The sequence below is a fragment of the Gallaecimonas kandeliae genome (assembly GCF_030450055.1).
In the GTDB taxonomy this organism is placed as follows: domain Bacteria; phylum Pseudomonadota; class Gammaproteobacteria; order Enterobacterales; family Gallaecimonadaceae; genus Gallaecimonas; species Gallaecimonas kandeliae.
In genome coordinates, this window is the sequence record NZ_CP118480.1 from 3,198,885 (window position 1) to 3,224,140 (window position 25,256).

Consider the following 25,256-nt stretch of genomic DNA (forward strand, 5'->3'; position numbering starts at 1 on the left):
GATGATGACGCAAGACGAACTGAAAAAAGCAGTGGGCTGGAAGGCCCTGGATTATGTCCAGAAGGACAGCATTGTCGGCGTAGGTACAGGCTCTACCGTCAACCATTTCATCGATGCCCTGGGCACCATCAAGCACCAAATCCGAGGCGCCGTCTCCTCCTCCGAGGCTTCCACCGCCAAGCTCAAGGCCCTGGGCATTGAAGTGTTCGACCTCAATAGCGTCCCCGAGCTCTCCGTCTATGTGGACGGCGCCGACGAGATCAATGCCCAAGGCCACATGATCAAGGGCGGCGGCGCTGCCTTGACCCGCGAGAAGATAGTGGCGGCCGTGGCCGACAAGTTCGTCTGCATCGTCGATGCCAGCAAGGTAGTGGACGTGCTGGGCCAGTTCCCGCTGCCGGTAGAAGTGATCCCCATGGCCCGTTCCTACGTGGCCCGCGAGCTGGTCAAGCTGGGCGGCGACCCCGTCTACCGTGAGGGCGTCGTCACCGACAACGGCAACGTCATCCTCGACGTCCACAACCTGGCCATCACAGACCCCGTGGCCCTGGAAGCGAAGATCAACGCCATAGTAGGGGTGGTCACCAACGGCCTTTTCGCCGCCCGCGGCGCCGACGTGGTGCTGGTGGGTACCAGCGAAGGCGTAAAAATTCGTTGACTTTTAGACGGCCATCTGGCCGTCTTTACATCCTAGATACTGCCGTTGTGCTTGCCCCCAGGCGGGCCAGGTGTTAGTGAAAGGTTTTCTTAGAGCAATTACTCCAGGTGTGCCATGGCCCAGTATTCCCTCGAAAAAGACAAAATCCGTATCCTGCTCCTTGAAGGTGTCCACCAAAGCGCCCTGGAGAGCCTCCGCGCCCAGGGTTACACCAACATCGAGTATCACAAAGGCTCGCTGTCCGGCGAGGAGTTGAAGGCCAAGGTGAGCGACGCCCATTTCCTGGGGATCCGCTCCCGCACCCAGGTGACGGCCGAGGTGCTGGACGCGGCGGAGAAACTCTGCGCCATCGGCTGCTTCTGCATCGGCACCAACCAGGTGGACCTGGAAGCGGCCGAACTCAAAGGCATACCTGTGTTCAACGCCCCCTTCTCCAACACCCGCTCGGTGGCGGAGCTGGTGCTGGGCGAAACCATCATGCTGCTGCGCAACATCCCCGCCAAGGCAGCCGCCGCCAAAAGGGGCGGCTGGGACAAGGCGGCCGTGGGCAGCTTCGAGGCAAGAGGCAAGACCCTCGGCATCATCGGCTACGGCCATATCGGCACCCAGCTCGGCGTACTGGCCGAGACTCTGGGCATGAACGTCATCTTCTTCGACATCGAGAACAAGCTGGTGCTGGGTAACGCCCGCCAAGTGAGCTTGGGCGAGCTGCTCAAAGAAGCCGACGTGGTCAGTCTGCACGTGCCCGAGACCCCGGCCACCCGCAACATGTTCGGGGCCCCCGAGCTGGAGCAGATGAAGCAGGGCGCCATCCTCATCAATGCCTCCCGCGGCACTGTGGTAGACATCGAGGCCCTGGCCGCAGCTCTGGAAAGGGGCCAACTGGCCGGCGCCGCCATAGACGTCTTCCCCGTCGAGCCCAAGGGCAACGACGAGGCCTTCGTCAGCCCCCTGCAGGCCTTCGACAACGTCATCCTCACCCCCCATATCGGCGGCTCCACCATGGAGGCCCAGGCCAATATCGGCGGCGAGGTGGCCAACAAGCTGGCCAAGTACTCCGACAACGGCTCCACCCTGTCGGCAGTCAACTTCCCTGAGGTGTCCTTGCCCGAGCACAGCGGCCGCTCCCGCCTGCTGCACATCCACCGTAACCAACCCGGTGTGCTGACCCGCATCAACCAGATCTTCGCCGACCTGGGGGTCAACATCGCGGCCCAGTACCTGCAGACCAGCCAGAACATCGGCTACGTGGTAATGGACGTGGATACGGCCCAGGCCGAAGACGTGCTGGAGCAGCTCAAGGCCATCGAAGGCACAGTGCGGGCCAGGGTGCTGCACTGACGAAAAAGGCCTCCTGATGGAGGCCTTTTTTCTGCCTAGCCCTTGGCGTAAGGCCGGCTGCCGTCACGGTTGCGCAGCAACTTCAAGGACCACATGAAATCCGCCGGGAAGCGCTGGATCAGCCCCTCGTAGGCCTGGTTCATGACGGTGGCCGAGGCCATGTCTTCAACCGGCAGCGCCGCCAGGGGCGGCTCCACCTGCAATACGAACTGGCCAGACTCGGCCTCGTAACCGGCCACCAGCGGCACCACAGTGGCGCGGGAGGCCTGGGCCAGGCGGCCCAGGGCCGGCAAAGTGCATTTTTCGGTGGCAAAGAAAGGCGCGAAGACGGACGCCTCCATCCCCAGATCCTCGTCTGCCACGTAGAGGCAGGGGCTACCCCGGCGGATGGCCTTGACCAGGGCCCCCATGCCTTCACCCCGGCTGAACTGCGAGCCCCCCTGCCGGGTCCGGCTCTTGAAGATCATGTAGTCGAACACCGGCTTGCCGGTGGGTTTGAAGATGTTGCACATGTTGAAGCCCGCCAGGATCAGGGCGCGGGCCGTCCAGTCCAGGGCAAAGGTGTGGGGGGCCAGGAAGATGAGCGGCTTGCCGTCGGCCAGCAACTGGGCCAGCCGGCCCTGGTCCTCGATACGCAGGCGGCGCTTGAGGAAGGCGCTGGAGCGCCAGCCCAACTCCCCCAGGGTCATTATGGTCTGGCAGAAGGCCCGGACATTGGCCTCGAACAGGGCCTGCTGCTCGGCCTGAGGCATCTCGGGGAAGCAGCGGCTGAGGTTCAGGAACATCACCTGGCGGCGCTTGGCCAGCAGGCGGCGCCGGCACAACCAGCGGGCCAGGCCGGCGCCCAGGCGGTTCTTGGCAGAAACGGGCAGCCAGGTCAGCAGGTAAAGGGTGAATACGGCCAGCCACTGGCCCCAATAACGGGGGTGGAGCAACTTGAGATTGAAGGCGGCGTTGTAGCTGTTATCGCTGGACATCGAATAGGGGGCGTGGAAAAAGGGCGATTGGACAAAAGCCGGCAACGAAATGCCAGCTCCACTGTGACCAAAGGTGACCCAGCTCAAACTTTATTACAAGGCCTGGGGCGGCATTATGTAGCCTTGGTAGCCCTGAACGCCCAAGCTCTTGATTTGCTGAAGTTCCTCGCCCTTCTCCACCCGAGTCGCTATGACCTTGATTTGCAGGCTTTGGCCTATCCGCGCCAGGGCCCGGATCACCTCTTGTCCTACCTCGTTGTCATCCTCATAACAGGCCAGGCTTTGGTCCAGCTTGATGTGATCTGGAGCCAGGTCGTGGAGGTAGCGCAGGGACTCCATACGCCGGCCCACGTGGTCCACACCGAAACCGATGCGCTGTTTGCGCAGCCGCGCCACCAAGGCCCGGGTGGCGACAGGGTCGGCCAGCGCTATGTCCTCGCTGACTTCGAAAGCCAGCTCCAAACCGGGGTGCCTGGCCGCCACCACTTCCAGCAGGGCATCGGGACTGCGCACCGTGGCCAGGCTCAGGTTCAAGACATTGAGATGTTCGGGATCCAGCAGGCCCTCCTGTACCAGGCGCCTGGCCATGGCCAGATCCAAGGCCTGGGCCAGGCTGAACTGTTCGACAAAGGCCAGGAAGGCGCTGGCCGGGTAGCGTTTGCCATCCATCTCCAGGCAGACAAACCACTCCTGATGCAGGCAGTCGCCGTCCACCCCCATGGCCGGTTGGCGCAGCAGGCCGAAGCGTTTTTCCTTGATGGCCAGGGTCAGGGACTCGCGCCAGCCCTGTTGGCTGGGGGCCTGCAGCTCTTCCTTGGGCATGTAACAGTGGGGAGTCTGCTGCCAGGCTTGGTGGAGAGCGCTGTCGGCGCTGGCCAGGAGGGCCGAAGCCTGCTGGTGCTCCCCTCTCGGCACCAGGGCCAGGGCCAGTTCCTCTCCCGATTGGCCCATCTGGGCGGAGAAGGCCTGGAGTTCCTGGAAGACCTCCTGCAGCCAGTCGGCCAGCTGCTGCTGGTCACCGTTGCAGCTGAGGAGAGCGAACTCGGTATGGCTGATGCGGGCCGCCACGCAGCGACTGCCCTTGATGCAGAGGGTACCCAGGCGCGCCGCCAGCTCGGGAATGATACCGTCCCTGGCCTGGTAGCCGCTTTTCTTGCGAAGGTTATCTAGCCAGCGTATCTCCATCAGCATCAGGCCACCGGTGCCGGCCTCCGACAGCCAGGCGGAAAGGTGTGACATCAGGTGGCTGCGGTTGGCAAGGCCAGACACGGGATCGGTCTGGGTAGACAGGCGCATCCGGCTGATCTGCGCATCCTGGCTCTCGAACATCATCCGGACCCTGGTGCTCATCTCGTTCATGGCGTTGACCAGCGCCTTGAGTTCGCGGGTCTTGGGTTCCTTGATGGGCTCGCCAAACTGGCGCTTGGTGATACGTTTGGCCTGGCGGGCCACCGCATGGAGGGGCCTGAGCAGGTGCTTGACCCCCCGCCACACCAGCAACAGCATTGCCAGGTAGAGCAGCCCCAGAGTCCAGCCCAGTTGGATACCTGTGCGCCACAAGGCCTGGTAGGCCACCGCCGGATTGCCCACCACCTTGAGATTGGCCACCTGCAGCCAGCCAGAGGTCAGCACCTGCTCCTGGCTGACCGGCTTGAACAGCGGCAGCTTCACGAACCAGTTGGGCACCTGGTAGATATGGGGGCTGTTGTTCTTGGCGATCACCTCCCCCTTGGCGTACCAGTCCAGGCGGATCTCCCGGTAGAAGCCCGCATCGAAGATGGATTGGAGAACGGTGTCTATGGCTCCCCTGTCCTCCTTTTCCAGGAAGGGGGACAAGGTCAGGCCCAGGGCCGTCGAGGCGTTCTGGACATCGGTTTCCATCTGGCGGTCGAGGGCATCCCTGGAGGTATTGAACTCCACCACAAAGACCACCAGCAACACCAGCAGGAAACTGAGGCTGAGAAACCAGAGGATCTGTCGTTGCAAAGTCATGAGGCCCCCTTATTTCAACGCCAGTTTTGGCTTGCCCAACTGGTTGACGCCAAACCTGGCCTGCAGGTCCTGCCAGCGCTTGAGCCTGGCGCTGTCCCCCACCAGTTGGCCCCGCCCCTTCTCCTTGCTTAGCCAGAGCTGCTTACCGTTGAAGGAGTAGATGGGCAGCAGATCGGTGCGCACATCGGCGCGGCGGATGTCGCTGATCAGGTTATCCAAGATCAGCGGCACAGCGTTGGGCTGGGGATAGAAGGCCAGCACCATGTGGTACTGGTTCAACTGCAGGGCTTTGACGTAAGTAATACGCATCTTGTTTTCCGGAACCCCAAGTGCAAGCAGGGTAAAAAATTTGGCGATGGCGAAGTCCTCGCAGTCACCGCCGTCGGCGCCGATGAATTCCAGGGGCGTGGCCCAGTAATCTTCCTGGCCCCAGAGTTTTTGGTCACTGACGAAGTGCAGCTGGTTGAAGAAGTCGTTCACCAACTGCAGCTTCAGGGCTTCCGGCTTGTCCAGATCCTGGGCCAGCAGCCGCTGCCAGTCGTCCAGGCGACGCCCTGCCGCTTCACCATAGGTGGCCACCACCTTGAGCCTGGCCTTTGCCATATCCTGTTGGGAAAGCCCGGCCCACAACAGGCCGGGCAATAACGGCAGCAACCACAGCGCTTTTTTCATTCAACACCGGCACCGTCACTGGTTGTCGACGCTGTAGATGGTCCACTTCATCACCGGCAGGTTCTTGGCGCCGGACAACTCGGCGACCACCCGCCGGTTTTTGCGGTGGGCTTCCTGGCTCATGGAGGTGTCCAAGGGCCGGCTGAAACCGTAGCCGATGGCGGTGATCCGTGAAGCTTCGACCTTGTATTCGTCTTCCAGTACCTTGGCCACCGCATCCACCCGCCGCTGGGACAGCTTCATGTTGTACTCGGCGGAACCCACCTTGGAGCAATGCCCCTCCAGGGTCAGCTTGGATTCCGGGTACTTGTTCATGAAGTCGGCCACCTTGCCTATCTCCCCGTAATAGCGGGGGTCTATGTAGGAGGAGTCGTTGGCGAACAGTACCTTGAGGTCAAAGCGCTGCACCTTGTCAGCCTGGTTGCCGCACCCGTAGTTGTCGATCTCGGCTCCCTGCAGGGTATCGGCGCACTTGTCCCTGGCGTTGATCACGCCGTCGCTGTCGGGATCGGTCAGATCATTGGCCTGGGTGGTCACCTGATCGTAGGACACCGTATCGTGCATGCCGCAGCCAGCCAGGAGCAGCACGGAGGTCAGGGTCAACAGATAGCTTTTCATGACAGCTCCTCCTTACTCTTCGCCATGCCAGATGGGGGGACGGGTTACCCGCAGCGAATCCAGCAGCAGGCCTTCCGCGTTCAGCACCCGGTAGCGGGCATAGGTCTCGTCGAACTCGGCGTTAAGGTAATCCCGCCTGGCCTCGAACAGTTCGTTTTCGGTATCCAGCAGGTCCAGCAGGGTACGTTTGCCGAGGTCAAACTGCTTGGCGTAGGCCACCTGGGTTTCCTTGCTGGCCTCCACATGGCGGCGTATGTAGGACATCTGTTTGTCCAGGCTCTGGTAAGCGTTCCAAGACAGGCGCAGCCCTTCGGCCACTTCACGCCAGGTGCGCTGCTGGATCTCCTTGGCCTCGCCCAGCTTGTAGGTGGTTTCCCTGACCCTGGCCGAGTCGTGACCGCCGGCGAAGAGGTTGTAGCGCATCCGCACCATGGCCTGGAACTGGTTGTTGTACCCCTTGAAGCCATCCAGGTTGTTGTTGTCGCTCTGCGACACTTCCAGGTAGAAGTTGGGGTAGTAGTTGGACTTGGCACCACGGCGTTCGGCCTGGGCGGCAGAAACGTCGTACTGGCTGGATTCCAGCAATGGGTGCTTGGTCTTGGCCATCTCCAGGCCCTCGTCGAGGGTCTTGGGCAGCATGTCGGCGTCTGGCACCGGGATCACCAGGTTTTCCGGCTGGGCGTTGACCTCGCGGATATAGTTGGCCACGGCGTCGTCGTAGTTGTTCTGGGCCGCCATGACGTTGGCCTGGGCCCTGGCCAGGCGCCCGGCGATCTGCGAGAGATCAGAACTGGTGCCGACACCGGACTCGGTACGCTGGCGGATGCTGTCGAAGATCTTCTGATGGGACTCGAGGTTGCGGTTGGCCAGTTCCAGTATGGCTTTCTGGCGAATGACATCCAGGTAGACCTTGGATACTTTCAGTGCCGTGTTTTCCGCCGACGACAGCAGTTGGTACTGCTCGGCCTTGGCCTCGTTGGAAAGCCGGTCCACTTCGGACGAGACCCTGAAGCCGTCAAAAAGCATCTGGCGCAGGGAGATGGTCGCTTCGCCCCTGTGCAGGCTGCGGTCATGGCCGCCGGTCAAGGCACGGACAGAAGGGCTGTCGCTCTTCTCATAACCGTAGCCAGCGCTGAGATCGACCTGTGGCAAATAACCGGACTTGGCCTGGCGCATCTGCTCCTGGTAGGCCTTGTACCGGGAAAATACGATGCGCAGATCCGGATGGGTATCCAGGGTGCCCGCCACCGTTTGTTCCAGGGATGCCGCCGAGGCATGCCCCATCACCGCTACAGCAAGGGCGGCAACCGTGAACGACCATTGTCTGGCTTTCATACAACCCCCTCTTTTCACGTCTTTTTATCTTTCGCGCAGCGCTCTGGTCCGCGCGCGCAATATGGGCTTAAGCAGGTAATCGAGTACAGAATGCTCCCCGGTGATGACGTCCACCTCCGTCAGCATGCCGGGAATGATGGGCAATTCCTTTTTGCCGCTGACGATATAGGGTTTTTCCGTCCTTACCCTTATCAAGTAATAGGCGTTCCCATCGTCATCCACCAGTGAATCGGCACTGATATGGTCCAAAATTCCTTTTAAACTCCCGTAGATAGCGAAGTCATAGGCCGTCAACCTAACCACGGCGGGCTGGCCCGGCCTAAGAAAGGCGATATCCCTTGGGCTGATCCTGGCCTCCACCAGCAATTGCCCTTCCAGGGGCACTATTTCGACCACTGGGGTGCCGGCCTGGACCACTGCACCCACCGTATTGACGTGCAGCGTCTTGACGGTGCCTTTGACCGGTGACACCAACTGGGTGCGGGCAACCTTGTCTTCCAGGCCGGCGGTACTTTCCTGCTGGGAGTTGAGTTGCAACTCGGTGCGCCGCAGCTCTTCCTGGACCTGGGTGCGAAATTGCAGGGCGGCATCGCGACGCTTGAAGATGGCCTCTTCACGGGCCGCTATGACCTTGGGCTTGTTGGTCTTGGCCATGGCCAGCTCGCCGCGCATGTCGTTGATCTGGCGGCGCAGTTTCAGCAGTTCCACTTCGGAGACCACCCCCTGGGCCGCCAGGGGTTCGGTCAGCTCCAGCTCCTTGGTGGCCAGGGCCAGGCTTTCCTGCTGGTGTGAGATCTTGGCATCCAGCTCAGACAATTCCTGCTGGCGCTGGGTGATCTGTTCCCCCAAGATGGACAACTGGTTACCCAGGTTGGTGAGCCTGTCCCGGTATTCGGAGGCTTGGCGGGACACCAGCTCCGGGTAATCCTTCTTGAAATCCTCAGGGTAGGTAAAAGGTTGTTGTTCCACCTGCACCTGCTGGTGCCAGTCGGGAGCGTCGTTGTTCAGGATCACGCTTTTAAGCTCGGCGTCCAGGCGGGTGACGGCGCTCTGCAGCCCCACCAGTTCACGGGTCTTCTGGCGATAGTCCGATTGGAAACGGACATCGTTGATACGCAGCAAGGGCTGGCCCGCTTCCACCATCTGCCCCTCATGGACATAGATGGCCTCCACCACGCCACCGTCGACACTCTGCACCACCTGCAGCTGCTGGGAAGGGATCACCTTACCCTTACCCCTGGCCACCTCCTCCAGCTGGGACTGGGTGGCCCAGATCAGGAAACAACCCATCAGCAGCGCCATGATCCACAGCAGAATGCGGTGGTAGCGCAGCTGGGTGTTCATCAGTTGGCTTTGGCTGTCCAGGGCCCATTGCTCACTCATGGCGGCCCCCCTGCTCCTTCAGCCATTCGAGGACCTTCTCCTTGGGCCCGTCCACCACCAGGCGGCCATGCTCCATGACGATCAACCTGTCCACCAGGTCCAGCAGGCTCTGCTTGTGGGTGATGATAACCAGGGTGGTGTCGCGCCCCAGGGCTGCGAGTTGGCGTATCACCTTGTTTTCCGTGGCCGGGTCCAGGCTGGCTGTAGGCTCGTCCAGAATGAGGATCTTGGGCTTCATGACCAGGGCCCTGGCCAGGGCCACCAGGTGCCTTTGGCCCAAGGACAACTGGATGCCGCCCTCCCCTACCTTGCGGGACAGGCCGCTCTCATCCACGTTGATGAAGGCCCCAAGGCCCGCCTGCTCGGCGGCGTCCATAACCTGGCTGTCAGGCACATGGCCAAGGCCGAATACGATGTTGTCGCGGATGCTGCCGGCGACCAGCCTGGCGTCCTGGGCCAGGTAGCCTATGCCTCTTCGCATATCGGTAGGATGGCGCTGCCGCACTTCGACGCCGTCCACCAGCAGATGCCCTTTTTCTGGCAGGTAGAAACCCATCAGCAACCTGGCCAGGGTGGTCTTGCCACAGCCGGTACGGCCTATGATGCCGACCCGCTCTCCCTGCCTGATATTGAGGTTGAATTCACTCACCGCCGGCAGCTCGGTGCCGGGATAGGTGAAGCTGACGGCATCCAGTTGGTAAGCCCCCCTGGTGATCGGCCTGTGCAGCCTTTCGGTGGCCCCTTCGAATTCGTCCGGTTGTTTCAGGGCCTCATCCAGGGCCTTCATGCCTACCTTGGCCTGCTGGTAACGGGCGATCAGGTTGGCCAGTTGGGCGAAAGGTCCTACGGTGCGACTGGACAGCATCACGGCCGCCACTATGGCGCCCAGGCTGCTGTGGCCGTCGGCCAGCGTCACCACCCCCAGCACTACCACCCCAACCACTGTGAGCTGCACCATCAGGTTGGCCAGGGTAGACAGCCGATGCTGCTGCTCACGCATCCGGTTCTGTACCTGGGCCTGGGCCGCCACCAGCTGCTCCCAGCCCTGCTGGCAGCGGTGCTCGGCGCCGCAGGCCTTGATGAACTCCGGCATGGCCAGCATCTCGGCCAGTTGGCTCTGTTTGAGGGAGGCCAGGTGGGACTGTAGCGTCACCGTCTTATGCAGAGAGCGGGACAGCAACAGGGCACCGACGATCAAGGTAGAGGCGGCCAGCAGGGGGACCACCACCAGCACGCCACTGATCACCCAGATCACCAACAGGAAAAGGCTGGCAAAGGGCAGGTCCACCACCAAGGCTATGGTGCTGGAGGAGATGAAGTCGCGCAGGTAATCAAAATCCTGGAAGCGCTTCAGCGCCATGCCGAGGCTCGGCGCCCGCTGCGCCAAAGGTGCTCCCAGGCTACGCCCCATCAGCACCTGGGAAAGCTGCTGCTCGGCTTGGCGACCGGCCAAGTCCAGCAAGCGGCTCCGTACCAACCTCAGCACCACATCGAAGGTGAAGGCCAGCAAGGCCCCGGCGGCCAGCACCCAAAGGGACTCGAAGGCCAGGTTGGGCACCACCTTGTCGTAGACGTTCATGATGAAGAGCGGCACCACCAGGGCAAAGAAGTTGACCAGGAAGGAAGCCAGTACCGCATCCCGGTAGAGCCCCCGCCGCTCCCAGAGGCTGTGCCAGAAAATATGCTTGTCGTTCTTTTGGGGCATGGCGTCGACACCGGGGCCGGACGCCTTGGTCAGCACGAAGGCGTACCCCAGGTAGTCACCTGCCAGAGTCTCCAGCTCCCCATCCTGTTGCCGTTGCTGGGGAAAGCGGAGCCACTGCCCTTTGCCGCCTTTGACATCGGTCAGGACGGCGCACTCCTTGTTGGAGAGCAGCAGTATCATGGGCAGTGGATGGCGATGCAGTTCCGCCAGGGGCAGGGCCTTGAGATGGGCGTCGAGGCCGGCCCGGGCGGCGGCCCTCGGGAAGCTGTCGGTAGTCAGGGTTCCCCTGTCCAAAGGCAACCCGGCCACAAGAGAATGGCCAGAGAGGGATTGCCCCTCCCTGGCCAGCACCCATTGCAGGGCATCCAGCAGGGGATCGACATGTTCTGCCTGTCCAACAGACCACTCCTTTGCCTGGCTTACCGCCATGAAAAACTCTCTTTAAACCAAGTTGTTATAGTGTAGATGTAGATCGCTTTCCTGCACCGCGCTACTGACTGCCAGGGGAGCCGCCACACTGGAAACCGTCATGCCGGGACCTGTATCCACCACCAGGGAGCCGCTGTCGAGCAGGGCCTGGATGATGTCACCGTCGCTGCCGTAGCTGGACAGGTCCACCCCCTGCAGCACTATGGTCTGATCGGTACCACTGCCGTCGCCGTTGACGTCGATGCTGATGGTGGTGTCACCGCCACTGACACTAAAGGAGAGGTAGTTGGTCAGGACGCCGTTTTCCTCACCTTGCAACAGGTTGGCCAGATCCAGCACGTCCTGGCCAACGGTAAAGTCGGTGATGGTATCTGTGCCTGTCTCGCCAGCCCCCCAATGGAAGGTGTCGTTGCCGGTACCACCAGTCAGCAGGTCGTCCCCCAGGCCGCCGGCAATGACATCGTTGCCGGCACCACCGTCGATGATGTCGTTACCTTCACCGCCGCTGATGATGTCGTTGCCGTCGCCACCGCTGATGGTGTCATTACCGGCACCGCCATAGATGAGATCGTTACCGGCACCGCCGTCTATGGTGTCGTTGCCGCCACCACCATGGATCTCGTCGTCACCGCCACCACCACTGATGTGGTCGTCACCCTCACGGCCGTAGATGATGTCGTTCATGCTGCCGCCAAAGAGGGTGTCATGGCTGTCGGTACCGAAGATGGTGTTGGGCGCACCGTCATCGCCGGTCACGTTGATGGAGGAATCGCCGGGGTCGCTGAAGCTGAATTCGAAGCGAATGAAGCGGGCCTGGTAGTCCCCGCCGTTATTGTCGTCATAGATGATGGTCCAGGTATCACCGGCACTGGCCGGATTGGTGCCCAGGTAGTCGGCCAGGCTGTAACCGGCCTCACCGTCATGCCCCTGCTGGTAGATGTTGCTGTAGAGCACATCGGCGCTCATCAGGCCGTCACCGGCATAGCTCCAGTCGCTGACCCCATTGTTAGCGGCCAGAACCACGAAGGTAATGCCGTTGATCACCAGTTGGGCCGTGACTTCAGCCTCCAGGGCGCTAATGGCGTCTGGTTGCTGTTCGTTGCCGGCGTTGGAGCGCTCGTTGAAGTCGGTCAGCAACCGGATCCTGGCATTGGCCGGATCAGACTGCCAGTCGTCCACCAGTTGCTGGCTGAGGCTGATGTCTTCAACCTGGTCGTGGCCGGATGTCAGGGGGGTATTACCGTTACCTATCTGTTCTGACTGGGAAGGTTCGCTGTTGGGCGGCACCGTGTTAATGGTGACTGTGCTCTGCCCCACATCGACGCCATCGGCATAGACGCTGTAATTGAAGTCATAGGCGCCAGACGCGGCATTGGCATCCGGGATATAGACCAGTTGGCCTAACTGATCGGCGGTTAATACATCACCGGCACCGACTTCGATGAAGGTGCCACCATCCCAGTACCCCAGGGTGCCAGCGGCAGGCAGGCTGTCGATATGGATGCTCAGGCTGCTGTCTACATCTGTAGGCGGGGTGATGTAGAGGGGATAGCCATCCACATAGTCGGGGCTGGCCTGAGCTGTATCGGAAGGCAGCCAGACGGAACGGGCAGCTTCTATTACGGTGGAGTCATCAGCGCCGTTGATGTTGATCTGCAGTTGGGCGCTGGCGCTGTTCCCCTCGCTGTCTTGAATGTTGTAGGTAAAGGTGTCGGTCAGGTTGTCACCGACATTAAGGGCATCCACCAGCGGGTTGCTTTCATCCAGCACATAGCTGTAGCTGCCGTCGGCATAGATGGTCAGGGTCCCGTATAGCCCGATGATGGCGGTTCCGCCGTTGGCAATGGCCAGGGTTTCACTGCCGTTACTGATGGAGGTGACTGTCAGCAGGTCGCCGGCGTCCACATCGGTATCGGCGCCATCTCCGGAGGCTGCCCCGGTATGGGGGCCATCGGCACTACCGTCGGCCTGGGCACCAATGACGTTGCCGGCGACAGAAGCGGCCGGATCGCCGCTTTGCCAGTCCATTGACTCGGTCAGGCTGCGCACGTCATTGACGGCGACGGGGGCATCATCGGAACCAAAGATGGTGATGGTCAGGGTAGCGGTGCCGGTGGTGGTACCGTCGCTGATGGTGTAGGTGAAGGTCTCGGTCAGGGTCTGACCGTCATGCAAGGCATCCACTGTGGCGTTGCTGTTGTCGACCACGTAGCTGTAGCTGCCGTCGGCGTTCATCACCAGGGTGCCGTAGCTGCCGGCAAGACCCACCCCGATACTGCCGGCGTTGGCGCCGAAGCTGATGCCGGTGACGGTCAGGCTGTCGCCGTTATCGACATCCGTATCGGCGTGGTCGGCGAAGTTGCCTGAAGGGGCGCCGCTGTGCTCCAGATCCATCAGCACGTTACCGGCGGCGCTGGCGCCATCTTCCATGGCCCAGTTGGTGTCGGCGGCGGCCACAGGGGCGTCGTTGCTGCCGAAGATGGTGATGGTGAGCGTCGCTGTGCTGGTGGTGGTGCCGTCGCTGACGGTGTAGGTAAAGGTCTCAGTCAGGGTCTGGCCGTCGTCCAGGGCGTTGACGGTGGCATTGCTGTTGTCCACCACGTAGCTGTAGCTGCCGTCGGCGTTCATCACCAGGGTGCCGTAGCTGCCGGCAAGACCGACGCCGATACTGCCGGCGTTGGCGCCGAAGCTGATGCCGGTGACGGTCAGGCTGTCACCGTTATCGACATCCGTATCGGCGTGGTCGGCGAAGTTGCCTGAAGGGGCGCCGCTGTGCTCCAGATCCATCAGCACGTTACCGGCGGCGCTGGCGCCATCTTCCATGGCCCAGTTGGTGTCGGCGGCGGCCACCGGGGCGTCGTTGCTGCCGAAGATGGTGATGGTGAGCGTCGCTGTGCTGGTGGTGGTGCCGTCGCTGACGGTGTAGGTAAAGGTCTCGGTCAGGGTCTGGCCGTCGTCCAGGGCATTGACGGTGGCATTGGTGTTGTCCACCACGTAGCTGTAGCTGCCGTCGGCGTTCATCACCAGGGTGCCGTAGCTGCCGGCCAGGCCCATCCCGATACTGCCGGCGTTGGCGCCGAAGCTGATGCCGGTGACGGTCAGGCTGTCGCCGTTATCGACATCCGTATCGGCGTGGTCGGCGAAGTTGCCTGAAGGGGCGCCGCTGTGGTCCAGATCCTGGAGCACGTTACCGGCGGCGCTGGCGCCATCTTCCATGGCCCAGTTGGTGTCGGCGGCGGCCACAGGGGCGTCGTTGCTGCCGAAGATGGTGATGGTCAGCGTCGCGGTGCTGGTGGTGGTGCCGTCGCTGACGGTGTAGGTAAAGGTCTCAGTCAGGGTCTGGCCGTCGTCCAGGGCGTTGACAGTGGCATTGCTGTTGTCCACCACGTAGCTGTAGCTGCCGTCGGCGTTCATCACCAGGGTGCCGTAGCTGCCGGCAAGACCCACCCCGATACTGCCGGCGTTGGCGCCGAAGCTGATGCCGGTCACGGTCAGGCTGTCACCGTTATCGACATCCGTATCGGCGTGGTCGGCGAAGTTGCCTGAAGGGGCGCCGCTGTGGTCCAGATCCATCAGCACGTTACCGGCGGCGCTGGCGCCATCCTCCATGGCCCAGTTGGTGTCGGCGGCCGCCACAGGGGCGTCGTTGCTGCCGAAGATGGTGATGGTGAGCGTCGCTGTGCTGGTGGTGGTGCCGTCGCTGACGGTGTAGGTAAAGGTCTCGGTCAGGGTCTGGCCGTCGTCCAGGGCATTGACGGTGGCATTGGTGTTGTCCACCACGTAGCTGTAGCTGCCGTCGGCGTTCATCACCAGGGTGCCGTAGCTGCCGGCCAGGCCCACCCCGATACTGCCGGCGTTGGCGCCGAAGCTGATGCCGGTGACGGTCAGGCTGTCGCCGTTATCGACATCCGTATCGGCGTGGTCGGCGAAGTTGCCTGAAGGGGCGCCGCTGTGGTCCAGATCCTGGAGCACGTTACCGGCGGCGCTGGCGCCATCTTCCATGGCCCAGTTGGTGTCGGCGGCGGCCACAGGGGCGTCGTTGCTGCCGAAGATGGTGATGGTCAGCGTCGCGGTGCTGGTGGTGGTGCCGTCGCTGACGGTGTAGGTAAAGGTCTCAGTCAGGGTCTGGCCGTCGTCCAGGGCGTTGACAGTGGCGTTGCTGTTGTCGACCACGTAGCTGTAGCTGCCGTCGGCGTTCATCACCAGGGTGCCGTAGCTGCCGGCAAGACCCACCCCGATACTGCCGGCGTTGGCGCCGAAGCTGATGCCGGTCACGGTCAGGCTGTCACCGTTATCGACATCCGTATCGGCGTGGTCGGCGAAGTTGCCTGAAGGGGCGCCGCTGTGGTCCAGATCCATCAGCACGTTACCGGCGGCGCTGGCGCCATCCTCCATGGCCCAGTTGGTGTCGGCGGCGGCCACCGGGGCGTCGTTGCTGCCGAAGATGGTGATGGTCAATGTGGCGGTAGTGGTGGTGGTGCCGTCACTGACGGTGTAAGTGAAGGTCTCAGTCAGGGTCTGGCCGTCGTCCAGGGCGTTGACGGTGGCATTGGTGTTGTCCACCACGTAGCTGTAGCTGCCGTCGGCGTTCATCACCAGGGTGCCGTAGCTGCCGGCAAGACCGACGCCGATACTGCCGGCGTTGGCGCCGAAGCTGATGCCGGTGACGGTCAGGCTGTCACCGTTATCGACATCCGTATCGGCGTGGTCGGCGAAGTTGCCTGAAGGGGCGCCGCTGTGGTCCAGATCCTGGAGCACGTTACCGGCGGCGCTGGCGCCATCTTCCATGGCCCAGTTGGTGTCGGCCGCCGCTACAGGGGCGTCGTTCTGGCCGTTTACGGTAATGGTGAGGGTGGCATCGCTGCTGTCACCGTCGCCATCCAAGAGGCTGTAACTGAAGGACTCGGTCAGGGTCTGGCCATCGTCCAGGGCCTGAACGGCGGCATTGTTGTTATCCAGGGTGTAGGTGTAGGTGCCATCGGCATTGAGGGTCAGGGTGCCGTAGAGGCCATGGATGGCAACCCCAACCAGGCCAGTATCGCCGTTGACGCTATGAACCTGAGCGCCGTCGGCCCCCGGGTTGTCATTGCCCATGACATTGCCGTTGGCCACCAGGGCGCTGTCTTCGGTGACAGAACCACTGTCGTTATTGGCGGTGGGGACGTCGTCCACCACTGTCACGGCAACGGTGCCGCTGACATTGTCGCCGTCGGTATCACTGCCGACCACTATGCCGGAGACGGTGATCTCGTTGGCCCCCTGGCCATCGGGGTGTGGGAAGGCTTCAAGCAGTTGGACATGGACTGTCACGTTGCCGGTTTCGCCAACGGCTATATCGGACCAGCTCAGGCTCAGCACCAGGGCGGCCTGGCCGTTGATGTAGCCGGTCAGGGTCTGGCCATCGGCACTGACCACCCAGGTCAAATCCGGCATGCTGTCGCCGTTGACGTCGACATTGATGTTGTTGGGGGCCATGAACTGGAAGTTGCCCAGGGGATCCGAACCGGCGGTGAAGAAGAGGTCGCCAGTGACATTGTCCTGGATGTGGGCTTCGTCCACGGTCAGGTTGAGCTGGTCTGCACCTGTCGGCGCTGTGCCGTCCATGATGCGGATCAGCTGGCTGTCGGTGGCGACGTCACCGTCGCCATCCACGGCCTGCAGTTCGAAGTTCAGGGCCAACTGGCTGCTGTTGTCCAGGCTGTTCGCGGCCTGGAAGCTCCAGGTGCCGTCCGCATTGACGGTCAGGGTGCCGTAGCCGGTGTCAATGGCGGTACCCAGCGCATAGGCATGGCCGTTGAAGATCACCTGGACCTGGGCGCCGTCGGCACCGGCTTCCAGTGACCAGGCTCCAGTGATGGACTGTTGCTCGGCCACGTCGCTGGGGCCAGAAACCTGGATGCTGGGGGCATCATCCACGATCTGGATGTCCAGGCTGGCGTTGTCGGAAGAGCCATCCACGTCAGTCAGGTTGACATTGAACTGGTCCAGCACGTCGCCATTGCTGTGGTCGGCATTGCTGGTCAGCACGTAGCTGTAAGTGAAGTTGGTACCATCAAAGCCGGTGATGGTCAGCACCCCATGGGCGCCATTGATGACCATGGGGCCCTGGAAGACACCGTTCATGACCACGGCGACGCCGCCTATGGTGACGTTGTTGAGGCCATCGACGGCGGTGATACTGAAGGTGCCACCTTGGGTCAGGGCGGCCGCGTTGGGATCGGAACCGTCGGCCAAGTTGGCTTCATAGACGGTCTGTTCGGCGCCTGTTCCGTCCAGGCCGTTGATGCTGACACCATCGTCGGCGCCGTTGATGGTGATGGTCAAGGTGGCGGCGCTGCTGTCACCGTCGCCGTCCAGCAGGCTGTAATTGAAGCTCTCGGTGAGGGTCTCACCGGCGCTCAGCCCCTGCACTGCGGCGTTGGTGTTGTCCAGGGTATAGGTGTAGGTGCCGTCGGCATTTAGGGTCAGGGTACCGTAGAGCCCCTGGATGGCGACCCCTACCAGGCCTGTTTCACCGTTGACACTCTGGACAGTGGCGCCATCAGCCCCTTGGGTGTCGTTGCCCATGACATTGCCACCGGCCACCAGGGTGCCGTCTTCGCTGACGCTGCCGGCATCATTGGCGGCAACAGGGGCGTCGTCCACGATGCGGATATCCAGGCTGGCACTGTCGGAAGAGCCGTCCACGTCGGTCAGGGTGACGTTGAATTGGTCCAGCACGTCGCCATTGCTATGGTCGGCGTTACTGGTCAGCACATAGCTGTAAGTGAAGTTGGTGCCGTCAAAGCCGGTGATGGTCAGCACCCCATGGGCGCCGTTGATGGCCATGGCACCTTGGAAGACACCGTTAACCACCACGGCGACACCGCCGATGGTGACATTGTTGAGGCCGTCCACGGCGGTGACACTGAAAGTGCCCCCCTGGGTCAGGGCGGCGGCGTTGGGATCGGAGCCGTTGGCCAGGTTGGCTTCATAGACTGTCTGTTCTGCGCCGGCACCGTCCAAGCCGTTGATGCTGACGCCGTCATCGGTGCCATTGATGGTGATGGTCAGGGTGGCGGTGGAGGTAGCCCCAAACTCGTCGGTCAAGGTGTAGGTAAAGGTCTCGGTGAGGGTTTCACCGGCACTCAGGCCCTGTACTGCGGCCAGGGCATTGTTGAGCGTATAGGTATAGGAGCCATCGGCATTCCAGGTCAGGGTGCCGTAGAGGCCCTGGATGGTAGCATTGCTGCTGCCGTCCACGGCGGAGACGCTGAGTTGGGCATTGTTGTCCACATCGCTGTCGACGCCGAAGCCATTGTCGTCGGTCAGCATGTTGCCGTTGGCCACCAGGCTGCTGTCTTCAGTAACGGCATTGGTGTTGGCGGTGGCCACGGGGGCGTCGTTGGTCCCTTCGATGACCACTGTCAGGGTCGAGGTACTGAAGCCGCCATTACCGTCGCTGATCTGGTAAGTGAAGGTCTCGGTCAGGGACTGGCCCTGAGCCAGGGACTGGACCAGATCGTTGTTCAGGGCATAAGAAAAACCGCCGTCAGCGGACCAGATCAATACACCGTACTGGCCGCTGACAGTGGTGACGGCAGAGCCGTTGACCAGGGTGACGGCAAGCACGTCCCCATCGGCATCGCTGTCATTTGCAAGCAAGGACCCTGAAACATTGGTAATGCTGTCTTCCTGCAGCAGTATCTGATCGGGTTGGGCAACAGGCGGATGGTTTTGCTGGATCAACTGATCCATGGTGGTGGGCGTAGGGCCAGTGCTGCCAGGGTTGCCGGCCGTGGTGTAGCCGGCCGAGGCCAGCAGTTCACTGCCGGTACGGGCAACGGCCACGTAGCCGGAGTCCCCGCCAGCACCGGTCGCACCACCGGCGGCCGGCGCCGGGCCGGCAGCCGAGGCCTTGAAGATCTGGGTCGGGTCTTCACCGGCCAGTATGGCTTTTTGCAGCTCGGCCAGTTGCGCCTTGTCTGTGGAGTTCAGCGCCGTGGCATTGGCCGCCACCTGCCCCAGGTCCGGGGAAGCCGACATGGCCAGCTCGCCACCGTCGTCCTGCATCAGGGCGAAATGGGCACCGTCGGCCAAGTGCAATACATCCCCTGCCTGGACCCTGTCACCCGCAAGCAGTTGTTTTTCTGTGCCATCGGCCAGTTGCAGCCATACCTGCCCCTCAACTTTGCTGAGGATGCCGCTGGACTTGACTGTGATGCTTTGCATGACCCACCTCGCTCAGAGCCAGCTCTTGCGGCTGGACTAAAAAATGGCGAGACGGCGAGTAATTGAAATTTTGTTTTATGCTCGTCGTCCTTTCCCTGGCGTAAAGCCAGCTTAACAAGCATAGTCAAAATATTGACAGGTTAGGCATTAAAAGGCCGGCCAAAGCCGGCACTGCCTAAAAACCATACAGAAGTGTGAAGGAGGTCTCAGTGTCGGTACTCTTGGCGTCGTCGGGGGCATTGGAGCTGTATTTGACCCTGAAGGAAACCTTCATCGCCAGGTTGCCCATGACGTTGGCCTGCAGCGAGGTGACGGACTCGGTAATGGCGTTGCTCTGGCTCAGGCCGATCTCGGAGTTGAGCTCCTGACGGAACAGGGAAGTCGCGCTCAGCTTGTACTCGAACTTGGCCGCCAGGCGGGCGATGGCCGTTTGTTCGGACATGTCGCCGTTGACATCCGCTTCATTGAACCTGTTGTAGCGATAACCCAAACCACCAGAAGCTTCGAAGAAGGAGCCTTCATCGGTTTCCCAGAATCGGTTGCCGTAACCGGTGGAGGTGGAGAGCTGGTAGTCGTAGCCGGAGAAACGGTCGTCGTCATAGGAGCCACGGACAAACCAGAACTGCTTCTTGTCTATCTTGTAGTCGCCTTGGGCGGCGGCGCGATATTTCTCGGCCGTGGTGTCACCGTCTGACTTGGTGTAGAGGGACTCGAGCTGGTAGTTGTTGCGCCATTTGTCCAGATCCTGGGTGACGTTGAGCCGCCCCTTGACGTTGGTGGATTCGCTGTTGCCCGTGGTCACCAGGACGCCCAGTTCGGCTTCCCCTTTCCAGTTTTTCTTTTCTGCGGCACCGGCGGCATCGTCGGCGTAAGCAGCCTGGGCTGCCAGCATGGCCAGCATCGGCAAGCTGTACTTCAACATCTTAAGGTCCTCTCCTTTGGAAAAAGCGGGGCAAGTGTGCCCCAGCCCCCCCGCAAATTCAAAACTTCAAGTTATAGGTTGTGACCTTGTTATTACTTGGGTCGATAAGGACCAGCCTGTCGTGGTTGGTGTCGGCCACCAGCACCTGATCCCCCAGCCTGGCGAGGCCGCCCGGCTCGTTGAGGGTACCCTCGGGCAGCGGCATTGTGCTGACACTGTGCTTGTCGAGATCCAACCAGCGCAAGGCATGGTTGTAGGTGTCGGCCACCAGCAGGCGGTGGTCGTCCCAGCGGATCACCCCCAGGGCGTGCTGCAAGAGCGCGTCCTTGAAGCTGCCGTCTTTGAGGCCGAAGTCGAAGAGGCCCTTGCCTACCAGGGTGGTGACTTGCTGCTTGGCCAAGTCCAGGTGGCGGATGGCGGACGACTCGGGATCGGCCTCCCAGAGCCCGTCACCGTCGGCATAGAGGCCAGAGGGCTGGCTGAAGGCGGCGCTCGGGAAGGTACCATCAGTCAAGCCTTCACGGCCGCTACCTGCCAGCACCGACAGTTGGCCGTCCTTGAGCTGCCAGATCTGGTGGCTGCCGGCCATGGCGATGGCGACGCCACCGTCCGGCAGGGCCGCCAGATCCCAGGGAGAGCGCAGGGCAGTGTCGAGGGCCTTGCCCTCACCGCCCAGGTAGCTGCCGAGCTTGCCGGTACCGGCGACGGTGCTGACCCTGAAATTGCGCAGGTCGATGCGGCGGATCAGGTGGTTGTTGGTATCGGCCACCAGCAGGGCCTGGCCCTGGAAGAGGCTGCCCTGGGGCGAGTCGAAGCAGGCGCTGTCGCTACTGCCGTCCTTGGCACAGGCCTGGCCCGAGCCCACCACCTTGACCACCTTGCCGTCCGGGCGGGCGAAGACGATACGGTTGTGGCCGGAGTCGGAGATGGCGACGAGATCGCCCCTGACCCTGACCTTACCCGGGGCCGCCAGGGGGCTGTCCTTGAAGTGGATCAGCTTGAGCGGCAGCGGTTTCTCGTTGAACTTGCCCTTGAACTCGTCCACCAGGGCCGCCACCACCTTGTCCAACAACGGGTAGCGCCCCTCGCCCGAGGTCTGGCCCACCACCTGGCCGTCCGGGGTCAGGATCACGAAGGTCGGCCAGGCCCGCACCCCGTATTGCTGCCACAGGCTGAATTCCACGTCATTGGCCACCGGGTGGGTGATGCCGTAGCGCGCCACTATGTGCCGCAGGGTGTCGATGTGTTTCTCGTTGTCGAACTTGGGGGAGTGGACGGAGATCACCGCCAGCTTGTTGCCGTACTTGTCTTCGAGTTTCTTGAGGTCCGGCAGTATGTGCATGCAGTTGATGCAGCCGTAAGTCCAGAAATCGAGGATCACCACCTTGCCCTTGAGTTCATCCAGGGTCAGGGGGTGTTCGACGTTGAGCCACTGCAGCTCGGGGCCGAAGGGTACCGCCTGTTCGCGGCCTTGGGCCTGGGCGGTAACGAGGAACAGGGTCAAAAGCAAAGACAGTATGCGCATGGTGATCTCCTTAGCTTGCCCATAGGACCGGCAAGGCCAAGAAGATCATTCAAAAGAAAAGGCGGCCGAAGCCGCCTTTTGCTTAGTTGACCTTGGCGGCCAGTTCGCCTTTGGCGTAGAGCTCAGCCATGGCGTCCAGGGACAGGGCCTTGATCTTGTGGGCCTGGCCGGCGGAGCCGAAGGCCTCGTAGCGGGCGATACAGATGTCGCGCATGGCGTCGGTGCTGGCCTTGAGGAACTTGCGCGGGTCGAACTCGCGGGGATTCTGGGCCATGGCGCGGCGCATGGCACCGGTGCTGGCCAGGCGCAGGTCGGTGTCGATGTTGACCTTGCGCACACCGTGCTTGATGCCTTCGACGATCTCTTCGACCGGCACACCGTAGGTCTCGGGGATGTCGCCGCCGAACTCGTTGATCACCTTCAGCCATTCCTGGGGCACGGAGGAGGAACCGTGCATGACCAGGTGGGTGTTGGGGATGCGCTGGTGGATGGCCTTGATGCGGTCGATGGCCAGGATGTCGCCTGAGGGGGGACGGCTGAACTTGTAGGCGCCGTGGCTGGTGCCGATGGCGATGGCCAGGGCGTCCACCTGGGTCAGCTTGACGAACTGGGCCGCTTCTTCCGGGTCGGTCAGCAGCTGGCTGTGGTCCAGCACGCCTTCGGCGCCGATGCCGTCTTCCTCGCCGGCGGTGCCGGTTTCCAGGCTGCCCAGGCAACCCAGTTCACCTTCCACGGAGACGCCGCAGGCGTGGGCCATGTCCACGGTGCGCTGGGTGACGGCGACGTTGTAGTCCCAATCGGCCGGGGTCTTGCCGTCTTCACGCAGGGAGCCGTCCATCATCACCGAGCTGAAGCCCAGTTGGATGGAACGCTGGCATACCGCCGGGCTGGTGCCGTGGTCCTGGTGCATACAGACGGGGATATGGGGGAATTCCTCGATGGCGGCCAGGATCAGGTGGCGCAGGAAGGGGGCGCCGGCATATTTGCGGGCACCGGCAGAGGCTTGGACTATCACGGGGGCGTCCATCTTGTCGGCCGCTTCCATGATGGCGCGCATCTGCTCGAGGTTGTTGACGTTGAAAGCCGGTACGCCGTAGCCGTGTTCGGCGGCGTGGTCCAGCATCTGACGCAGTGAGATCAGGGCCATAGGGTATTTCTCCTAATTATGTGGGGAGCCGCCCTGCTCCCCTTTATGAAATCGTTTGATTTAGTCTACCAAAAGGAGGCGGCGCACTGCGCCGCCTTCTCAAGGCTTTTCAGTCTTGGCTCAGGCCCGGCTTTCCAGCATGGCCACGGCAGGCAGCACCTTGCCTTCCACGAACTCCAGGAAGGCACCGCCGCCGGTGGAGATGTAGGAGACATCGGCCTTGACGCCGTACTTGTCGATGGCGGCCAGGGTGTCGCCGCCACCGGCGATGGAGAAGGCGTCGGAAGCGGCTATGGCCTTGGCCAGCACTTCGGTGCCCTTGCCGAACTGGTCGAACTCGAAGACGCCAACAGGGCCGTTCCAGAGGATGGTCTTGGCGGATTTGAGCAGTTCGGCCAGGGCCTGGGCGCTGTCGGGACCTATGTCGAGGATCATCTCGTCATCGGCCACCTCGTCGGCGGACTTGACGACGGCCTCGGCGTCCTCGGCGAAGGCCTTGGCTACCACCACGTCGCTGGGCAGGGGGATGGCGACCTTATCCATCAACGCCTTGGCAGTGGGGATGAGGTCGGCTTCATGCAGGGACTTGCCCATGGGCTTGCCGGCCGCGGCCAGGAAGGTGTTGGCGATGCCGCCACCGACGATGATCTGGTCGCAGATCTCGGACAGGGAGTTCAGCACGTCCAGCTTGGTGGACACCTTGGAGCCGGCAACGATCGCCACCAGGGGGCGCTGGGGCGCCTTCAGGGCCTTGCCCAGGGCGTCCAGTTCGGCGGCCAGCAGCGGGCCGGCACAGGCGACGGGGGCAAACTTGGCGACGCCGTGGGTGGAGGCCTGGGCGCGGTGGGCGGTGCCGAAGGCGTCCATCACGAAGACGTCGCAGAGGGCGGCGTACTGCTTGGACAGGGCCTCGTCGTCCTTCTTCTCGCCCTTGTTGAAACGCACGTTCTCCAGCAGCACCAGTTCCCCGGCCTTGGCCTCGACGCCGCCAAGGTAGTCGCGCACCAGGCGTACCGGCACGCCCAAGAGATCCTGGAGGTAGTCGGCGACGGGCTTCAGCGAGCTTTCTTCGTCGAAGACCCCTTCTTCGGGGCGGCCCAGGTGGCTCATCACCAGCACCTTGGCGCCTTTGTCCAGGGCCAGTTGGATGCTGGGCAGCGCCGCCTGGATACGGGCGTCGGAAGTTACTTTGCCGTCCTTGACGGGCACGTTGAGATCTTCGCGGATCAGGACCCTTTTACCGGCCAGATCCAGGTCTGTCATCTTGATGACTGCCATGGTGCGTCCTCGCAATAGATTGATTCAGTGTTTTTGCAGCCAGCAGCGGGCGGTGTCCACCAGCCGGTTGGCAAAGCCCCACTCGTTGTCGAACCAGAGCAGCAGCTTGAGCAGGCTGCCGTCCGTGACCCGGGTCTGGGTACCGTCGACGATCACCGAATGGGCGTTGTGGTTGTGATCCACCGACACCAATGGCGCGGTGCAATATTGCAATATGCCTTTGAAGCGGCCTTGGCCCGCTTCCGCCAGCAGGGCGTTGACGGCCTCGGCGGAGGTGTCCTTTTCCAGCTGCAGGCTGAGATCCAGGGCCGAGACGTTGATGGTGGGCACCCGCACCGAGATCGCCTCGAACTTGCCTTGAAGCTGCGGCAACACCCGCCCCACACCCTTACCCAATTGGGTGTCCACCGGCACCATGGACTGGCTCATGGCCCGGCTCAGGCGCAGGTTGGGCTGGTAGCTGTCCAGCACCTGCTGGTCGTTCATGGCGGCATGGATGGAGGTGATAAGGCCCCGCGCTATGCCAAAAGCCTCGTCCAGCAGCGACACCACAGGCACCAGGCAGTTGGTGGTGCAGGAGGCGTTGGAGACCACCTTCATGGTGGGGCGCAGCCGCTGTTCGTTGATGCCGTAGACGATGACGTCGTCGACGCCGTCGTCGGCGGGGTTGGAGATCAGCACCTTGCCGGCGCCGGCCCGCAGGTAGGCCTCGGCCTGCATGCGGCTGCGGATGATGCCGGTGCAGTCGATCAGCAGATCGACGCCGGCCAGGGGCAGCTTCTGGGGGTCGGGTTCGCTCAGCAGCCTGATGGCATGGCCGTCCAGCAACAGGCTGTTGCCTTCCAGGCGGATGTCCGCGTCCAGGCGGCCGTGGGTGGAGTCGTACTGGAAGAGGTGCGCCATGGCGGCAGGCTCGGCGATGTCGTTGACCGCCACCACCTGCAACTCGTCCAGCAGGTTGCGTTCATGGAGCGCCCGCAGCAGTGCCCTGCCGATGCGCCCAAAGCCATTGATGGCAACCGTATAGCTCATGTCCTTCCTTAAAAAAGGGCAGGCTCATGCC

Annotated in this window: 15 protein-coding genes; 2 read left to right on the forward strand and 13 right to left on the reverse strand. The window is 62.2% G+C overall.

What is annotated here, in order from left to right:
* The first annotated feature begins 4 nt into the window (after positions 1–4).
* Together rpiA and serA are read left to right on the forward strand one after the other, a co-directional pair.
* On the forward strand, positions 5–658 hold the full coding sequence (gene rpiA / locus PVT67_RS15870) for a ribose-5-phosphate isomerase RpiA (RefSeq protein WP_301495292.1): 654 nt from the start codon (positions 5–7) through the stop codon (positions 656–658).
* Positions 659–772: 114 nt separating this feature from the next.
* Positions 773–1,999, forward strand: coding sequence for a phosphoglycerate dehydrogenase (gene serA, locus PVT67_RS15875; protein ID WP_301495294.1), 1,227 nt, complete (start codon positions 773–775; stop codon positions 1,997–1,999).
* Positions 2,000–2,034: 35 nt separating this feature from the next.
* Here serA and PVT67_RS15880 read toward each other — a convergent pair whose 3' ends face one another.
* The 13 genes from PVT67_RS15880 to PVT67_RS15940 all read right to left on the reverse strand — a co-directional run bounded on the left by PVT67_RS15880 (position 2,035) and on the right by PVT67_RS15940 (position 25,225).
* On the reverse strand, positions 2,035–2,976 hold the full coding sequence (locus PVT67_RS15880; protein WP_301495296.1) for an LpxL/LpxP family acyltransferase: 942 nt from the start codon (positions 2,974–2,976) through the stop codon (positions 2,035–2,037).
* A 93-nt stretch (positions 2,977–3,069) separates the two neighbouring features.
* Positions 3,070–4,968 carry a bifunctional diguanylate cyclase/phosphodiesterase gene (locus PVT67_RS15885; protein ID WP_301495298.1) on the reverse strand — a complete coding sequence of 633 codons (1,899 nt, stop codon included), beginning with the start codon at positions 4,966–4,968 and terminating at the stop codon, positions 3,070–3,072.
* A 9-nt stretch (positions 4,969–4,977) separates the two neighbouring features.
* Positions 4,978–5,640, reverse strand: coding sequence for a transglutaminase-like cysteine peptidase (locus PVT67_RS15890; protein ID WP_301495300.1), 663 nt, complete (start codon positions 5,638–5,640; stop codon positions 4,978–4,980).
* Positions 5,641–5,655: 15 nt separating this feature from the next.
* Complete coding sequence (locus PVT67_RS15895; protein ID WP_301495302.1) at positions 5,656–6,258, reverse strand: OmpA family protein; 603 nt, start codon at positions 6,256–6,258, stop codon at positions 5,656–5,658.
* Positions 6,259–6,270: 12 nt separating this feature from the next.
* The gene (locus tag PVT67_RS15900; RefSeq protein ID WP_301495305.1) at positions 6,271–7,593 is read right to left on the reverse strand and encodes a TolC family outer membrane protein; all 1,323 of its coding nucleotides are present in this window, start codon (positions 7,591–7,593) and stop codon (positions 6,271–6,273) included.
* A gap of 24 nt (positions 7,594–7,617) precedes the next feature.
* Positions 7,618–8,976, reverse strand: coding sequence for an HlyD family type I secretion periplasmic adaptor subunit (locus tag PVT67_RS15905; protein ID WP_301495307.1), 1,359 nt, complete (start codon positions 8,974–8,976; stop codon positions 7,618–7,620).
* Positions 8,969–11,110 carry a type I secretion system permease/ATPase gene (locus PVT67_RS15910; protein ID WP_301495309.1) on the reverse strand — a complete coding sequence of 714 codons (2,142 nt, stop codon included), beginning with the start codon at positions 11,108–11,110 and terminating at the stop codon, positions 8,969–8,971. Before PVT67_RS15910 ends, PVT67_RS15905 begins: the two co-directional genes overlap by 8 nt.
* A 12-nt stretch (positions 11,111–11,122) precedes the next feature.
* Complete coding sequence (locus PVT67_RS15915; RefSeq protein ID WP_301495311.1) at positions 11,123–19,321, reverse strand: retention module-containing protein; 8,199 nt, start codon at positions 19,319–19,321, stop codon at positions 11,123–11,125.
* 175 nt (positions 19,322–19,496) lie between these two features.
* The gene (locus tag PVT67_RS15920; RefSeq protein WP_301495313.1) at positions 19,497–20,243 is read right to left on the reverse strand and encodes a DUF481 domain-containing protein; all 747 of its coding nucleotides are present in this window, start codon (positions 20,241–20,243) and stop codon (positions 19,497–19,499) included.
* A 58-nt stretch (positions 20,244–20,301) separates the two neighbouring features.
* Positions 20,302–21,768, reverse strand: coding sequence for a thioredoxin-like domain-containing protein (locus PVT67_RS15925; RefSeq protein WP_301495315.1), 1,467 nt, complete (start codon positions 21,766–21,768; stop codon positions 20,302–20,304).
* Positions 21,769–21,850: 82 nt separating this feature from the next.
* Positions 21,851–22,915, reverse strand: coding sequence for a class II fructose-bisphosphate aldolase (gene fba / locus PVT67_RS15930; RefSeq protein WP_301495317.1), 1,065 nt, complete (start codon positions 22,913–22,915; stop codon positions 21,851–21,853).
* Between the two features lie 120 nt (positions 22,916–23,035).
* Positions 23,036–24,193 carry a phosphoglycerate kinase gene (locus PVT67_RS15935; RefSeq protein WP_301495319.1) on the reverse strand — a complete coding sequence of 386 codons (1,158 nt, stop codon included), beginning with the start codon at positions 24,191–24,193 and terminating at the stop codon, positions 23,036–23,038.
* Positions 24,194–24,217: 24 nt separating this feature from the next.
* Positions 24,218–25,225 (reverse strand): type I glyceraldehyde-3-phosphate dehydrogenase, encoded by a 1,008-nt coding sequence (locus tag PVT67_RS15940; protein WP_301495321.1) that lies wholly within the window; start codon positions 25,223–25,225, stop codon positions 24,218–24,220.
* Positions 25,226–25,256: the final 31 nt, after the last annotated feature.